Annotated in this window: 15 protein-coding genes; 9 read left to right on the forward strand and 6 right to left on the reverse strand. The window is 49.7% G+C overall.

Going from position 1 to position 15973, the window contains the following annotated elements:
- Nucleotides 1-119: 119 nt before the first annotated feature.
- On the forward strand, nucleotides 120-1007 hold the full coding sequence (locus MKY96_RS28805; RefSeq protein ID WP_340945793.1) for a YheC/YheD family protein: 888 nt from the start codon (nucleotides 120-122) through the stop codon (nucleotides 1005-1007).
- 99 nt (nucleotides 1008-1106) lie between these two features.
- Here MKY96_RS28805 and gyrB read toward each other — a convergent pair whose 3' ends face one another.
- The 6 genes from gyrB to dnaA form a co-directional block, all read right to left on the reverse strand.
- The gene (gene gyrB, locus MKY96_RS28810; RefSeq protein WP_036728073.1) at nucleotides 1107-3017 is read right to left on the reverse strand and encodes a DNA topoisomerase (ATP-hydrolyzing) subunit B; all 1911 of its coding nucleotides are present in this window, start codon (nucleotides 3015-3017) and stop codon (nucleotides 1107-1109) included.
- Between the two features lie 45 nt (nucleotides 3018-3062).
- Complete coding sequence (gene remB / locus MKY96_RS28815; RefSeq protein ID WP_036728071.1) at nucleotides 3063-3311, reverse strand: extracellular matrix regulator RemB; 249 nt, start codon at nucleotides 3309-3311, stop codon at nucleotides 3063-3065.
- A gap of 16 nt (nucleotides 3312-3327) precedes the next feature.
- Nucleotides 3328-4446 (reverse strand): DNA replication/repair protein RecF, encoded by a 1119-nt coding sequence (recF, locus tag MKY96_RS28820; RefSeq protein ID WP_340945796.1) that lies wholly within the window; start codon nucleotides 4444-4446, stop codon nucleotides 3328-3330.
- 20 nt (nucleotides 4447-4466) lie between these two features.
- Nucleotides 4467-4697, reverse strand: a complete 231-nt coding sequence (gene yaaA, locus MKY96_RS28825; RefSeq protein ID WP_340945799.1) for a S4 domain-containing protein YaaA — start codon at nucleotides 4695-4697, stop codon at nucleotides 4467-4469.
- Nucleotides 4698-4744: 47 nt separating this feature from the next.
- Nucleotides 4745-5887, reverse strand: a complete 1143-nt coding sequence (gene dnaN, locus MKY96_RS28830) for a DNA polymerase III subunit beta (protein ID WP_036728067.1) — start codon at nucleotides 5885-5887, stop codon at nucleotides 4745-4747.
- 196 nt (nucleotides 5888-6083) lie between these two features.
- A complete protein-coding gene (gene dnaA / locus MKY96_RS28835) occupies nucleotides 6084-7430 on the reverse strand; it encodes a chromosomal replication initiator protein DnaA (RefSeq protein ID WP_036699882.1) in 1347 nt (448 codons plus the stop codon).
- 672 nt (nucleotides 7431-8102) lie between these two features.
- Here dnaA and rpmH point away from each other — a divergent pair.
- The 8 genes from rpmH to noc all read left to right on the forward strand — a co-directional run bounded on the left by rpmH (nucleotide 8103) and on the right by noc (nucleotide 15945).
- Entirely contained in the window at nucleotides 8103-8237 is a 135-nt protein-coding gene (rpmH, locus tag MKY96_RS28840; protein ID WP_039295761.1) for a 50S ribosomal protein L34, read from the forward strand.
- 358 nt (nucleotides 8238-8595) lie between these two features.
- Entirely contained in the window at nucleotides 8596-8946 is a 351-nt protein-coding gene (rnpA, locus tag MKY96_RS28845; RefSeq protein WP_036699878.1) for a ribonuclease P protein component, read from the forward strand.
- A gap of 87 nt (nucleotides 8947-9033) precedes the next feature.
- Nucleotides 9034-9972: a YidC/Oxa1 family membrane protein insertase gene (locus MKY96_RS28850; RefSeq protein WP_076081919.1), complete on the forward strand. Its 939-nt coding sequence runs from the start codon at nucleotides 9034-9036 to the stop codon at nucleotides 9970-9972.
- A complete protein-coding gene (gene jag, locus MKY96_RS28855) occupies nucleotides 9969-10703 on the forward strand; it encodes an RNA-binding cell elongation regulator Jag/EloR (RefSeq protein ID WP_036699874.1) in 735 nt (244 codons plus the stop codon). Before MKY96_RS28850 ends, jag begins: the two co-directional genes overlap by 4 nt.
- 83 nt (nucleotides 10704-10786) lie before the next feature.
- Nucleotides 10787-12163, forward strand: coding sequence for a tRNA uridine-5-carboxymethylaminomethyl(34) synthesis GTPase MnmE (gene mnmE, locus MKY96_RS28860; RefSeq protein ID WP_076081918.1), 1377 nt, complete (start codon nucleotides 10787-10789; stop codon nucleotides 12161-12163).
- Nucleotides 12164-12178: 15 nt separating this feature from the next.
- The gene (gene mnmG / locus MKY96_RS28865) at nucleotides 12179-14065 is read left to right on the forward strand and encodes a tRNA uridine-5-carboxymethylaminomethyl(34) synthesis enzyme MnmG (RefSeq protein WP_340945804.1); all 1887 of its coding nucleotides are present in this window, start codon (nucleotides 12179-12181) and stop codon (nucleotides 14063-14065) included.
- A 3-nt stretch (nucleotides 14066-14068) separates the two neighbouring features.
- Nucleotides 14069-14791 (forward strand): 16S rRNA (guanine(527)-N(7))-methyltransferase RsmG, encoded by a 723-nt coding sequence (gene rsmG, locus MKY96_RS28870; RefSeq protein WP_340945807.1) that lies wholly within the window; start codon nucleotides 14069-14071, stop codon nucleotides 14789-14791.
- A gap of 338 nt (nucleotides 14792-15129) precedes the next feature.
- Complete coding sequence (noc, locus tag MKY96_RS28875; protein WP_036728058.1) at nucleotides 15130-15945, forward strand: nucleoid occlusion protein; 816 nt, start codon at nucleotides 15130-15132, stop codon at nucleotides 15943-15945.
- The last annotated feature ends 28 nt before the right edge of the window (nucleotides 15946-15973 follow it).

Here is a 15973-nt window from a genome sequence, read left to right on the forward strand (position 1 = left end):
AATTGGCTTCATGCCCCTGTTTTCGTCCCAAAAAGCATAATCTCATATCCTTATATTATAACATTTTTTTGTTTGCTTGTCCTGAAAATTCGCTATGCGTAAAGAAACGGAGGCAGAACATGAAGATTCAACGCGTGTCCAGCAAATGGGCAAAAACGAAAGTCATTCTGCAAAACCGTCAGCTATCGGTCTATATTCCGGAAACGCGCAAATACGGCCTGGAGGATCTGAAAGAAATGCTGCATCTGCATGGCACGGTATATATAAAGCCCGACCGCGGCACCTATGGCAGCGGAGTGATGAGAGCCGAGCAGAGGGTTGTACACTTAAGTCCCAGCGGGCAGCAGCCGGAGACCCGTGAACCGGAGACAGCAGCTGCAGACATTGAAGCAGAAGTACCAGCAGAGCCGAAGCTGATGTATATTCTCAGGTATGCAAAGGACGCCGAGGTCTTTAATAGCCCTGAAGAGCTTCATGCCGCACTGGTGCCCCGGATTAAAGACCGCAGCTATCTGGTCCAGCAGGGCATTGATCTGCTGCAGCATCAGGAGCGCCCCTTCGACCTGCGGGTGCTTACCCAAAAGAATCTCCAGGGCAGCTGGGAGACTACAGGCATGCTTGGCCGGGTTGCCGCACCGCAGAAGGTGATCACGAATTATCACAGCGGGGGCAGTGTTTTTCCGGTAGATGCCCTGTTCAAGGAGCATATGACCTCTGACGAAATGTCTGCGACTACCCAGCAGCTCAAATCGCTGGGCGTTCGAATCGGCGCACAGCTCGAAACGGCTTATCCAGGCCTTAAGGAGCTGGGGCTTGATGTAGCCATCGACCAGCATCACGATCTATGGCTGCTTGAAGTAAACACCTTACCCTCCATCATTGTCTTCAAATTGTTCAAGAACAAAGCAATTTACCGCAGAATCCACCGTTACGCTGTGGCCTATGGACGTTTGAAGCCTAACCGGAAGTCCGTGACCAGCCGCCGCAAGCGAATATCAAACTTCTAGCTCTATGTATTCAAGCGGCAGGATATATCCCCCTCTTGATTACTAAAAAACCTCCGGCTTCATCCGCAAGGGATAATCCGGAGGTTCGCTATGTGCGGCTTAAATATCCAGGTTCTTAACCGATTGCGCATGCTCCTGAATGAATTCACGGCGCGGTTCGACATTGTCACCCATCAGGGTATCAAAGATGCTGTCCGCCAGCATGGCATCCTCAATGGTCACCTGCAGCATGGTGCGGCTCTCAGGGTCCATCGTCGTGTCCCACAGCTGAGCGGCGTTCATCTCACCCAGACCTTTGTAGCGCTGAACGTTAACCTTCACGTTCTCACCGAAGGCAGCAATGATCTCATCGCGCTCCTTCTCGGTCTGTGCATAGCGCACAACCTTGTTGCGCTCGATCTTGAAGAGCGGCGGCTGGGCGATATAGATATACCCTGCGTCAACAATCTTCCGCATGTAGCGGTAGAAGAAGGTCAGCAGCAGTGTTCGGATATGGGCGCCGTCGACGTCCGCATCGGTCATGATGACAACCTTGTGGTAACGCGCCTTCGAGAGGTCGAAATCATCACTGATCCCGGTCCCCAGTGCGGTGATAATCGCCCGGATTTCCGCATTGGACAAGATCCGGTCCAGCCGGGCCTTCTCCACGTTCAGGATCTTGCCGCGCAGCGGCAGGATAGCCTGGAAGTGACGGTCCCGGCCCTGCTTGGCAGATCCTCCGGCCGAGTCACCTTCGACGATGTACAGCTCACTGATGGACGCATCCTTGGAGGAGCAGTCTGCCAGCTTACCCGGCAGGGCGCTGACTTCAAGCGCACTTTTGCGGCGGGTCAGCTCACGGGCCTTTTTGGCCGCTTCACGGGCACGGGAAGCCTGCAATGACTTCTCCAGCACCTTACGTGAGACGGCAGGGTTCTCTTCCAGGAACTCCTGCAGCTTCTCGCCGAACAGTGATTCTACAATCCCGCGGACTTCACTGTTGCCGAGCTTGGTCTTGGTTTGGCCTTCGAACTGCGGCTCAGGGATTTTGACGGAAATAATCGCCGTTAGACCTTCACGGACATCGTCCCCGGTCAGATTCTGGCTGCTATCCTTGATCACGCCGGCCTTGCGTGCGTAATCATTAATGATCCGCGTCAAGGCGCTCTTGAAGCCGGATTCATGCGTTCCGCCCTCGTGGGTATTGATATTGTTGGCGAACGAATAGATATTCTCTGTATATGAATCGTTATATTGGAGAGCTACTTCAACCGCGATCATATCCCGTGAGCCTTCCACGTAGATCGGTTCCTCATGAAGAGCTTCTTTTTTCTCGTTAAGGTATTTCACATACTCCACAATACCGCCTTCATACTTGAACGTATTGTTGACTCCGGTCCGTTCATCCAGCAGTGAAAGCTCAATGCCCTTGTTCAGGAAGGCCAGCTCGCGGATACGGGTAAGGAGCGTGGAGTATTCAAAAGTAGTGGTTTCGGTAAAAATATCCGGGTCCGGGTGGAAGGTAGTGGTGGTTCCCGTCTCCTCTGTATCCCCGATCACTCTGATGTCATATTGCGGCACGCCGCGGTTGTACTCCTGCTGGTAGACATGCCCGTCACGTTTGACAGTGACAACTACCTTCTCGGACAAGGCGTTAACTACAGAGATCCCTACGCCGTGAAGACCGCCGGACACCTTGTAACCCCCGCCGCCGAACTTACCGCCTGCATGCAGGACAGTCATGACCACTTCAAGCGTGGACTTCTTCAGCTTGACGTTCTCACCGACAGGAATTCCTCGCCCGTTGTCAATAACAGTCACACTATTATTTTCAGTAATTATGACTTGAATCCGGTCGCAAAAACCTGCCAGCGCCTCATCGATACTATTATCGACAACCTCCCAGACCAAATGATGCAGACCTTTGGAGCTGGTGGAGCCAATGTACATGCCGGGACGTTTCCGAACTGCTTCCAGCCCTTCCAGTACCTGAATCTGGCTCTCATCATATGTTGGTTGATTCATTGACATGCCTTCACCTACTTCTTTCAGATTATCTCTTGTAACTTACGAAACCTATATTTCTAACAAGATCTTGGCTCTTTTTTTGAGAGTGGAGGAGGAGATCGGGGAGTAGTAGACAGTATTCCTGGTCACGACAATAGACTTCGCTTCCTCTTCACCAATGCGTTCCAGCTTCTTATCCTGCTGGGAATGAGTCATAAACTGCTTCGATACCTTGGAGGATTTCTCAATCGATATATCAAATATAGCAATCAGCTCTGAGGATCGAATAATTTTTTCTCCGCCCAAATGAATATACATGGTCTTCCTCCGCTCTTTATAACCCCACTTTGCCGCCATGAACATGATACAGGATTGCACCCTTTAGTTTATCAGCATTCAGTCCCTCAACACCGGTGGCAGTGATGAAGGTCTGCACCTTGCTCTGAAAGGTTTCGATAAGCTGGGTCTGACGATAGGGATCAAGTTCGGACAAAACATCATCAAGAAGCAGCACAGGGTATTCTCCGATCTCCTCATGGATCAGTTCAATTTCCGCCAGCTTGAGCGATAAAGCTGCCGTACGTTGCTGCCCTTGGGAACCGTAGACCTGAGCTTCTCTTCCGTTGATAAAAAAGGACAGGTCATCCCGATGGGGACCCGTCAGCGTCATGCCGCGCCTGATTTCCTGATCTCTTGTTTGTGATAACTTTAACATAAATTTGTCCAATAAGACAGCTTCATCTTCCTCTTCACGCTCACCAAACGAGGGGACATAGAGCAGCTTGAGCTCTTCTCCGCCGTTTGTGATGCCCCGGTGGATGCTTTCTGCCCATATCTGCAGCTTCTTTATGAATTGTTTCCTTTTTTTGACGATTTTAACACCATGTTCTACAAGTTGGGCATCCCAGATGTCCAGAAGCTCCCGGCCGCCAGCCTCCTTGCCCCATAACTGCTTCAGCAAGTTGCCCCGCTGGAGGAGGATTTTCTGGTACTGCTGCAGATGAAACAGGTAGCTCGGCTGAACCTGGCCAATCTCCATGTCAAGGAACCGGCGCCGGATGCCCGGGGTGCCTTTAACAATCTCCAGATCCTCCGGGGCGAACATTACAACATTCAGCGAGCCTACGAATTCACTGAGCCGCCGTTGCTCCAGTCCGTTAATTCTGGCCTTCTTGCCCTGCGGGGACAGGGTCAGCTCCAGCTTAAGATCCCCGTATTTGCGCTCTACTTCAGCAACAATCTGTGCAGAGCCCGACGGGGCATCGAAGGAGATCAGCTCCTTGTCCTTGGAGGTCCGGTGGCTTTTGGTCATCGCCAGGACAAACAAAGCCTCCATGAGATTGGTTTTGCCCTGGGCGTTCTGTCCGAGAATGAGATTCACATCGCCCAGATGCTCAAGACGCAGCAGCCCATAGTTGCGGTAATCCTGCAGTCCGATATTTTTGACAAACAAGAGCCTGTTCCTCCTTAGGGTTACTCCTCCTTGACGCCGCCGCCCTCAACTTCAAACACGCCGTTATCCTGTACCTCTATTCTATCACCCGGGTAGAGCTTCCGGCCACGGCGTTCTTCAACCTCTCCGTTCACCTGCACATGCCCTTCCTGCAGCAGCGCCTTGGCCATCCCCCCTGTGGATACACAATCAGCGAGCTTCAGGAACTGGTCGAGCTTAATGTATCCACTGTGGATAACTATTTTTTTCATGATTTTAATCCTTTCAGCCACTTATCCACATGTTGATGGACAGGGCGTTAATTAGTTGTCCGGTACGGCAAAATCACATACAGGCTGCGGCTCTCATCGAGCGGTCTGAGAATAATCGGGCTCATCATACCGGTGAAGGCGATCACGAGCTGCTCACTCTCCACCACCTTCAGCACATCGAGCATATATTTGGAGTTGAAGGAGATGCGCAGCGGCTCGCCTTTGAAATCGATAACTTCCAGCTCTTCACGGACCTTCCCCAGCTCCGACGAGCTGGAAGAGATCTCCACATCACCGTTTTCCAGGGTCTGCATCCGGACGATGTTCGTTTTCTCTTCACGGGACAGCAAATAAGCACGGTCAATCGATTCGCTTAATTTTTTTGTGTCCAAAGTTAGTTCTGTTTTGTAGGTGGTTGGAATAATTCTAGAAGTATCCGGATAAATGCCATCCAGAATCCGCGAATAGAACAATACTTTGTCGATTTTGAACAGCACCTGGTTATCGGCGACGACAATATCCACCAGCATATTCTGATCAGGGATAATTTTGCTCAGCTCGTTCAGCGTTTTGCCGGCAATGACAATATTCGCGAACTGGATATTCTCTGTGCCTTCCAGGTGGGCAGCTCTGGTTGCGAGCCGGTGGCGGTCGGTAGCCGTGAACTTGAATTCATTGTCGGCCAGATTCCACAGAATGCCTGTCAGGATCGGTGTTGTCTCTTGGGTGGAGATGGAGAAGGCGGTCTGCTTAATCATATTCTTCAGCAAATCACCCGGCATGGAGATGGTTTCATTCTCCTCAATGCTTGGCAGAACCGGGAATTCTTCAGGATCAAGACCCACGATCTGAATCTCCGTAGAGCCGGAGGAGATATAGGTCTGGAAGCCTTCCTTGACTTCCATGTGAATTTCTTTGGAGGGAAGCTTCTTGATAATCTCAACGAAAAATTTGGCGGGAAGCACTACGCTGCCCGGCTGTTCTACCTTGACGATCGTCTGGCTGTCATTCTCGGCAGGGATGAAGGACTGAATGGAAATATCCGTATCACTTGCAGTCAGTGTAACGCCCTGATGGCTAACCTCAAACTTAATACCGGTCAGAATAGGGATAGTTGTTCTGCTGGAGATTGCCTTGGAGACATGGCCGATGGATTCGTTAAGCTCGTTTTTGAGAATGCTGATTTTCATGATTTCACTCCTAGCTGAAAAATTGGGAAATGGGTGTACGTAAATGCTCTTTGAAACCTGCTCTTAGAAGATGAATTATTATAGTTATTTAATAGTATTAGTAGTAGGGGCTCCGTTTATGTGGATAAGTGGCTAAACAGCATAAAATTAAGCCTACCCACATGTGTATAGATTGTGTATAGGCTCTTTGTTCCTCTTAGGAAGGATTTTTAATTTTCTCCGAAAGATTATTTACCACTTTATAGAGCTCCTGGTCCACCTTTAATTGCTGCGTAATCTTCTCATGGGCATGGATAACGGTCGTATGGTCGCGTCCTCCGAACGCCTCACCGATCTTAGGAAGCGAATAATCCGTCAGCTCGCGGGAGAGATACATGGCAATCTGCCTTGGAAAAGCTACAGCCTTCGTGCGTTTCCGCGCTTTGAAGTCCTCCATGCGCAAATTGTAGTATTCACCGACTTTTTGCTGAATATCGTTAATGGTGATCATCTTCGGACGGCTTGAAGGGATGATATCCTTCAGCGCTTCGGCTGCCAGATGTGTCGTCACATCCTGGTTCGTCAGGGAAGAATAAGCCACAACACGGATCAGCGCGCCTTCAAGCTCCCGGATATTCGTGTCGATCTGGTTGGCAATGTACATCATGGCTTCGTTCGGGATATCCAGGTTCTCCGCCTTGGCCTTCTTGCGCAGAATGGCAATCCGCGTCTCAAGATCGGGGGGCTGGATATCTGTGATCAGTCCCCATTCGAACCGGGAACGCAGCCGTTCTTCCAGAGTGGGAATTTCCTTGGGAGGCCGGTCGCTGGAGATGATAATTTGCTTGCGTTCTTCGTGAAGAGCATTGAACGTATGGAAAAATTCCTCCTGCGTGGACTCCTTGCCGGCCAGGAATTGGATGTCGTCAATCAGCAAAATATCAACATTGCGGTACTTGTTGCGGAAGCTTTCGCCGCGGTTATCACGGATGGAGTTGATGAATTCATTCGTGAACTTCTCGGAGGAGATGTAAATCACCTTGTTATTGGGGTTATGCTCCAGCACATAATGGCCGATCGCATGCATAAGGTGAGTCTTTCCGAGACCTACGCCTCCATACAGAAACAGAGGGTTATAGGCTTTGGCCGGCGCTTCGGCTACAGCAAGGGAGGCTGCATGCGCAAAACGGTTGCCTGAACCGATCACGAACGTGTCGAAGGTGTATTTGGGATTGAGCAAATGAGTCTGTGCCTCTTCGCGCGAAACAACGGGAGTAGGCGCACTTTGCTGAACTACAGGCTCAGAGGGCTTGTTCTCCTCAATGACAAATTTGACTTCCACCTGCTGTCCGGTAACTTCATATACCGTTGCTCCTACCAGTTTGGTATAGCGACTTTCCAGCCATTCTACGGCAAAGGTTGTAGGCGCCGAGATGATAAGAGCCTGGGAATTGAACGTCATGGCCTTGGTGGCCTTGAACCAGGTATCGAAGCTCGGCTTGCTTAGTTTGGTTTGAATAATCGATAATATTTGCTGCCATAATTCGGAAGTATGGCTGTCCACAGACTGTCACTCCTTTAAATCTTCCAAATGTGGCATCAGCCATGAAGTGGAAATGTCGAAGAAAATGGGTTGGTGCTGAATCTTATCCCCAGTATGCAACTTCAAGAGACAAAAAAATATGGATAAATTTGAATTGTTCACAACTTTATCCACAGCTTGTTGATAATTTATTGAACAAACAAATCTATTCACATTCAAAAGTAATACTATCATAGCAAAACGCCCCTTGTTTTTCAATGAGCGAGGCCATTTTATCCACAAATTCAATCACTTGTGTATAATTTTTAGGCACACCACTACATATTGTTGATAATTTGTTTACCGTTCGACAGTTTCCGCGGCTGCGCCAATTTTTTTATACACAGGTTGTGCTCACCTGTGAGCAAAATCCGCCCGGAATTAATCACAGGTGGATAACTGGACAAGCCTGTGGATTATTATTTTGGATGTGTTCCTTTGTGGATAAGCGGAGCAACCTGAAAAAGAGGGAGAAAGAGACATGGTTGACTTTTGGCGCTAATATATGTTTAAATATATAAAGGTGTTTTCTGTGAGGATATGTCTCCAAATTAAATTGATAATACTTGTAGATACTGTCCCTACTTTAAGGACGGCTTAGTCCGTTTCTGCTTATATGACAGTAATTATGTTCCTGTAAGGGAGGTGCAATACATGAGACCGACGTTCAGACCAAATGTTAGCAAACGCAAAAAGGTGCATGGTTTCCGCAAAAGAATGAGCACGAAAAACGGCCGCAAAGTGCTGGCAGCCCGCCGCTTGAAAGGCAGAAAAGTTTTGAGTGCGTAAGATAGGCCACTTTGGGACCACTGCTGTGGTCCTTTTTTACGCTTTATTTGCAGAATGCATCAGCTGTTTTTATTTCTCTTCTATATATAGCGCAGAATAGGATGACGCTCAGTGAGCAGAAACCCACGCACTACTTCTGCTGCTGCAACAATAAATGATAGGCTCTGCAGGGGATGTTAACGCTACTGCGGGGCTTTTTTTAAAGATATAAGAATTCCACAAGCTGTCTATGTTTGTTGGCAGGGGATCTCCAGGGCCGCCGCGGTAACTGTTTATGGTCTCCCTTGAATGACAATACTAATTAGAAGATGAAATTCCGGAGCCTGGAGCAATTCCGGTATTTGAATAGGAGATTTCCGTGCACAAAAGTCTACGATTACGAAACCGTGCCGACTTCAGCCGCGTATACCGCCATGGGAAGTCATTTGCGAATCATCAGTATGTGGTGTATTGGTTCCCCAGAAGAGAAGTGGAACGATTCCGGGTGGGCATATCCGTCAGCAAGAAGGTCGGGAATGCCGTAGTCCGCAACCGGATGAGAAGGCTGGTCAAGGAGATTGTCCGTCACCACGAGGCGGAAATTGCCGGCAATCTGGATATCGTTTTCATTGTCAGAAAAGGAGCGCTCTCCAAGGATTACGCCGAGCTGGAGAAAAGCGTGCTGCATGTGCTGCGCAAAGCCAAGCTGCTCAAGGCTTTACGCAAGTAAAAGAGCCTGAAGAGGGCTTGTTTATTTGTATCCATAATTATGTTATGATTTACGGTGCAATGGAATGTTTATGAGAGGGGTTTTGAAGTGTCTCTAATGAAGACTAAGCGAGGAAAAATGTTTCTTCTCCTCGGGTTAATGGTTCTAATGATCGCTGTTCTGTCGGGATGCTCTCCGTCTGCGACAACAGTGACGCACACTACGGAGGATTTGAAAAATGGAGGCTTCTGGCAGAGTAATGTTGTCTATTATTTCGCCTTAGCTCTGGATACTTTCGCCAAGTGGTTCAACGGCCAATACGGCTTTGCCGTTCTTGTGATGGTGATTATTGTCCGCACGCTGATTCTCCCGCTTACGATTAAGCAGGTGAAGAGCTCGCGCGCCATGCAGGCGATTCAGCCGGAACTTGAGAAGATTAAGAAGAAATATAAAGATGAGCCCGAAAAGGTACAGCAGGAGACCATGCGCCTGTTCCAGGAGAACAAGGTTAATCCGATGGCGGGCTGTCTGCCGCTGATCGTGCAAATGCCAATCTTTATTGCCCTATACAATTCCATCTACTACAACCCGGATCTCAGATTGCATGACTTCCTGTGGCTGCAGCTTGGCAAGCCCGACCACCTGTTCATTCTGCCGGTTCTCGCTGCCGCAACCACCTTCATTCAGACCCGCATGATGACCAAGATGAACCCGGTCCAACAGCAGGGTCCAATGCAGTTCATGATGATGGTCTATCCGGTTCTGATCTTCATCATGTCCTACAACTTCCCGGCTGCTCTGCCTCTGTACTGGGTATACAGCAATATTTACACCATTGTCCAGAACTACTTCCTGTACCGCAACAATGATAAGCACAAAGCAGCACTTGTGGCTGCGAATGCTACGGTAAGTGCAGGCAACAGCAAGGCCAAGGATGTTAACCTGACGAAGAGCAAGAACAGCAACTCTAACGCCCGCAAAGATGTAACTCCTGCTGCTAAAGGAAACGGAAGCAATGGGAAGAAGGGGGTCAAAAAGTCAAAATGAGCAAAGTCGTCGCGACAGGGAAAACCATTGAAGAAGCTGTAGAACGGGGACTTAATCAGCTTGGAGTTCACAAGGACCGGGTAACGGTCAACGTACTTGAACAGCCGTCAAAAGGATTCCTTGGATTGATCGGTGCGAAGGGTGCCAAGGTGGAATTGACCTTGATCCCGGAAGCCGCACCGGCATCAGCGGCGAGTGCTCCGCTACTGTCTCAGCAGACAACAAGAGAGAGCAATACAGAGGCGATCAGCGGTGTACCGCGCCAGGATTCCGGACACCCGGTAGAAGAAGCATACGGTCAGGCCGTTCATTTCATTGTAGATGTCGCCAAGAGCATGGGGCTTGAGGTGGAAGTTGAAATTGTTCATGCCAAGGAATCAACTGTTCTGCAAATTTCCGGTCCGGAGCTTGGGCTGCTGATTGGCAGAAGAGGACAAACTCTCGATGCTTTGCAGTATTTGGCTAATATTGTGGCCAACCGGTATTCTGACAGCTTCATCCGGCTCGTGCTGGATGCGGAGAACTTCCGGGAGCGCCGCAAGAAGACACTGGAGGAGCTGGCTGACCGTCTGGCCGGGCGTGTGGTGAGGACCCGCAAAGAGGTGGTCCTGGAGCCCATGTCCCCGCAGGAACGCAAGATCATCCATTCCAGATTACAGGATCACAAGCAGGTGAACACCCTCAGCAAGGGTGAAGAGCCGAACCGCCGCGTCGTTATAACTTTGAAGTAGAACCATATGCCGCAATGACTCCTTGACCTATGCGAGGAGTCATTGTTTTTTTGAAGAGACCATAACCAGAGGTGAATTACAACATGCTTAGTGACACTATTGCCGCTGTATCGACAGCCTTGGGCGAGGGCGGTATTGCCATCATCCGGGTTAGCGGACCGCAGGCAATCCCCCAAGTAGCCCCTTTGTTCAAAAGCCGTATCCCCCTTACGGAAGCTGATTCTCATACGGTGCATTATGGACATATCGTAAGTCTGCAGGACGGCGAACAGCTGGAAGAGGTACTGGTAACCGTCATGAAGGGACCACGCTCCTTTACCACGGAGGATGTGGTGGAGATCAGCGCCCATGGCGGTGTAATCTCTGTAAGAAGAGTAATGGATCTGCTGCTGCAGCAGGACATCCGGCTGGCCGAGCCGGGAGAGTTCACCAAGCGTGCCTTTTTGGGCGGACGGATTGATCTCTCGCAGGCCGAGGCCGTAATTGATCTGATTCGTTCCAAGTCGGACCGGGCCTTCTCGGTTGCCCTCAAGCAGGTTAGCGGCTCGTTATCCGCACGTATTCATGAGCTTCGGCACACGCTAATTGAGACATTGGCCCATATAGAAGTGAATATTGATTACCCCGAGCATGATGTGGAATCCTTAACTGCCGATTTCATCAAGGATAAGAGTCAAGAGGTTATGCAAGGCATAGATAAGCTGCTTCGAACCGCCAATGAAGGAAAGATTCTGCGCGAAGGGATTACGACAGCTATTGTGGGCAGGCCCAATGTCGGGAAGTCCTCACTGCTGAACGCGCTTGCCCGCGACAACAAGGCGATTGTGACCGACATTCCGGGAACAACGCGTGATGTGATAGAAGAGTACGTAACGATTAATAATATCCCGCTGAAGCTGCTGGATACTGCCGGTATCCGTGAGACGATGGATGTGGTGGAGAGAATCGGTGTGGAGCGCTCGAAGGCGGCTTTCAGCGATGCGGATCTGATTCTGCTGGTGCTGAATGCCAATGAGGAGCTTCATGAGGATGAACTGGCACTGATGGAACAAATCCACGGTAGACAAGCGCTGGTCATCATGAATAAAATGGACTTACCGTCCCGTCTGGACACGGGGAAGCTGCGCTCCTTTTTCGCTGAAGCGAGTATTGTACCGATGTCGGTGCTGGAAGAGGAAGGACTCGATAGACTGGAAGAGGCGATCTCCGCACTGTTCTTCGGAGGCAAGCTGGAATCTGGCGATCTGACTTATGTAAGCAATGTAAGGCATATAGCCTTGCTGAAGAAGGCACATAAATCATTACAGGATGCCTATGAAGCAGCGGAGATGCTGATTCCTATAGATATGATACAGATTGATGTACGTCTAGCCTGGGAGCAGCTTGGAGAGATTATTGGAGATACGGCGGCTGATTCGCTGCTGGACCAGATCTTCTCGCAATTCTGCTTGGGCAAATAAGAAGGAGGAACCGTTATGAATTATGATGGAGGCAGCTATGATGTTATCGTCATCGGCGCCGGTCATGCCGGCTGCGAAGCAGCTCTGGCTGCTGCACGGATGGGCTGCCGCACACTGATGATCACAATTAACCTGGATATGGTGGCCTTCATGCCATGTAATCCATCGATTGGCGGACCCGCCAAGGGCCATGTGGTGCGTGAAATTGATGCACTCGGCGGAGAAATGGGCCGCAATATAGACAAGACCTTCATTCAATTGCGAATGCTTAATACAGGCAAGGGGCCTGCGGTTCATGCTCTGCGTGCACAAGCCGACAAATTCCTCTATCAGCACGCGATGAAAGAAACGATGGAAAAGACTCCTAACCTGACTCTGCGCCAGGGGATGGTGGAGGAGCTGATCACCCAAGACGGACGCTGCGCCGGAGTGGTGACGAAGACAGGGACGGTGTATCAGAGCAAGACCGTTATTCTGACAACGGGAACCTACCTGCGCGGCAAGGTGATCATGGGTGAGCTGACATATGAGAGCGGACCAAATAATCAGCAGCCGTCCGTACGCCTGTCCGAGAATCTGCGCGAACTGGGGTTCGATTTGGTCCGCTTCAAGACCGGAACGCCGCCGCGTGTCCACAAGGATTCGATTGATTTCTCCAAGACCGAAATCCAGCCGGGCGATGAGAAGCTGAAATTCTTCTCTTTTGAAACCAAATCCTCGGATAATGAGCAGTTGCCTTGCTGGCTGACCTACACCTCCCCGGTTACTCACCAGATCATTAATGACAATCTGCACCGGGCGCCGATGTTCACGGGTATTATTGAAGGAACGGGTCCGCGTTATTGCCCTTCAATTGAAGATAAGGTTGTCCGGTTCAGTGATAAATCACAGCATCAGATCTTCCTGGAGCCGGAAGGTAAAAACACATCGGAATACTATGTACAGGGTCTGTCGACAAGCCTTCCTGAGGATGTGCAGCTGGCGGTTCTGCGGTCTATTCCCGGTATGGAGAAGGTAGAGATGATGCGCAACGGCTATGCCATTGAATATGATGCCATGGTTCCGACGCAGCTCTGGCCGTCTCTGGAAACCAAACGTCTGCCGGGACTATTCACTGCGGGACAAATCAACGGGACCTCCGGTTATGAAGAAGCGGCAGGGCAGGGGGTTATTGCCGGTATCAATGCAGCGCGTAAAGTGCAGGAGAAAGAGCCGGTGGTGCTGGATCGTTCGCAGGGCTATATTGGCGTTCTGATCGATGATCTTGTCACTAAGGGAACGAATGAGCCTTATCGCCTGCTGACTTCCCGTGCAGAATACCGGCTGCTGCTCCGTCATGATAATGCGGATCTCCGGCTGACACCAATCGGTTATGACATTGGGCTGATTACAGAGCAGCGCTATGAAGCCTTCCTTGATAAGAAGGGCCGGGTCGACCGTGAGATTATCCGTCTGCAGGAGACGAAGATTAAGCCGGTTCAAGTGAATGAAGCTCTAGCCAGTTATGGATCTGCACCGATTGTTGACGGAAGCAATCTGCTGACCTTAATGCGCCGCCCTGAGCTAGCCTACAGCTTCGTGGATCTGATCTCTCCTTCTCCAGAAGAGCTGGATGAAGAGATGAAGGAGCAGGTGGAGATTCAGATTAAGTATGCCGGCTATATTGAGAAACAGCTCCTGCATGTGGAGAAGCTGCAGAAGATGGAGAAGAAGAAGATTCCTGACGACATCAACTATAATGAGATTCATGGACTGGCCATGGAGGCCCGGCAAAAGCTGACCAAAATCGCTCCAATCTCCATTGGGCAGGCTTCACGTATCGGAGGCGTTACCCCGGCAGATATCTCTATTCTGCTGGTCTATCTGGAGCACTACAACCGTGTAACAGCGGCGAAAGGATAATCTATGGATACAACGGTAGCTGAGTTCACCGACCTGCTTAAGGTGCATGGGCTGGAACTCTCAATGAAGCAGCTTGAACAATTCGAACTCTATTATCAGGAGCTGGTCTCCTGGAATGAGAAGATGAATCTAACCGGGATCACAGAGCGGAGCCAGGTATATACCAAGCACTTCTATGATTCTTTATCTTTATCCTTCTATGTGAATATGCAGGAGACGAAGAGTCTTGCTGATATTGGTTCGGGGGCAGGGTTCCCTGGAATTCCGCTGAAAATCTGCTTCCCTGATCTTAAGCTGACGATTGTGGATTCACTTAGCAAACGGATCACCTTTCTGAAGCATGTCTGTGATACCCTGGGGTTGAAGGGGGTACAGCTCATTCACGGCCGGGCGGAGGATGTCGCCAGACAGTTTGTTCACCGGGATGCTTATGATGTAGTCACTGCCCGTGCAGTGGCCCGCTTATCGCTTTTGAATGAATTCTGTCTGCCATTCACCCGCAAGGACGGCATCTTCGCTGCCATGAAGGGGAGCGATCCGGCGGAGGAACTGCAAGAAGCCAAGCGCAGCTTCAAGGAGCTGCGTGCTGAACTGCACAAGGTAGAATCCTTCAGTCTGCCGGTGGAAGAATCTTCCCGGCATATCATTCTTGTACGTAAGACAGGGGCCACCCCGTCCAAGTATCCGCGCAAGCCCGGCGTACCTGCGAAGTCGCCGCTTATCTAATTGTTTCACGTGAAACAACATTTGACAGTCTTCTGTTATACTGGATCAAGCTCATGCGAATGTGAGCTTGATCTTTTTATTTTCCTGGAAAGCTGGCTTAGTTGAGGCTGGTTTGCAGGAAAAATAGGTCATTATGGAGAATAGGATTATTAGCAGAAAAGTGATAGAATAATATAGTAAGACTTTTAATAGATATGATCAGAATGAATGCCAGGCCGTCTTTTAAGAGAAGTGGCTAAGAATGACTTATGGATACTTTTCTTACGCTGTACGATAAGCTTTTCGCATGAAAGGTTAAGAGGATCGTACTATAACGAAATTAGGTGGTTATGAACGGAATGAAAGAACAATTCACCAAGCTTTTTGGATTTACCGAGCGGAGCAGCGGAGAAGAGATCAAACAAATCCCGGTTCATGAGGTCATCAGCAGTCCGTATCAGCCACGGACTATTTTCGATGATGAGAAGATCGACGAGCTGTGTCAGACTATCAAAACTCATGGCGTGATCCAGCCGATCGTTGTTCGTATGCGTGATTCCCAGTATGAGATTATTGCAGGCGAAAGACGCTGGCGGGCAGTTAAAAAGCTGGGCATGGACACCATTCCGGCGCTTGTCCGCGAATTCAATGATTCACAGGCTGCATCGATCGCACTGATAGAGAACCTGCAGCGTGAGGGCTTAACCTCTATTGAAGAGGCGATCGCGTATCAGAAGCTGATTGACTTGCATCAATTGACCCAGGAGAGTCTGGCTCAGCGGCTTGGCAAAAGTCAATCCACCATTGCCAACAAAATCCGCTTGCTGAATTTGCCTGAACAGGTTAAAACTGCATTAATGGAAAGAAAAATCACCGAGCGCCATGCACGCTCGCTCTTGTCGCTAGACACTGAGGAGATGCAGCTAAAAGTTCTGGCTGAGGTTATTTCCAAGGAATTGAATGTAAAACAAACAGAAGCACGTATCGCCTTCTACAAGGCCGTTACCCAGACCAAAAAATCAAAACGGACCTCCTATACCAAAGATGTCCGTCTCGCTCTTAATACAATTCGTCAATCTATAGACATGGTGACCGGCTCAGGAATGGAGATTAAGACCTCCGAGAATGACCGCGGAGATCATTATGAGATTGTGATCCAAATTCCAAAACGATAATGGCAACAAAAAGCTGAAGGCGGCCCTG

It is taken from the genome of Paenibacillus sp. FSL R7-0302 (assembly GCF_038006885.1).
GTDB lineage: Bacteria > Bacillota > Bacilli > Paenibacillales > Paenibacillaceae > Paenibacillus_AQ.